Genomic DNA, 207 nt, shown 5'->3' with positions numbered 1-207 from the left:
ACGAAATTCCATCCGCAAAATTCTGGATGTATAGCCCTTCAAATGTTTTACGACTCGATGAATTCCGAATGGCGGATCACATTTGATGAGCAAATGAACGTGATCAGGCATGACCTCCATTTCTACAATTTCAGCACGTAGTTCCATTACCTTTTCAAGAAACAACTCTTTTAATCGAGTGTGTACTGGCTCTTGTAAAACCTTTTT

Annotated in this window: 1 protein-coding gene; it reads right to left on the bottom strand. The window is 39.1% G+C overall.

Going from position 1 to position 207, the window contains the following annotated elements; translation table 11 throughout:
* The coding region (gene tnpA / locus Q3F21_RS27350; protein ID WP_340259763.1) for an IS200/IS605 family transposase at positions 1-207 on the bottom strand (207 nt) is incomplete at both ends.

Source organism: Brevibacillus borstelensis, from assembly GCF_037834415.1.
Lineage (GTDB): Bacteria > Bacillota > Bacilli > Brevibacillales > Brevibacillaceae > Brevibacillus > Brevibacillus borstelensis_A.
This window is presented reverse-complemented; position numbering and strand designations above follow the sequence as displayed.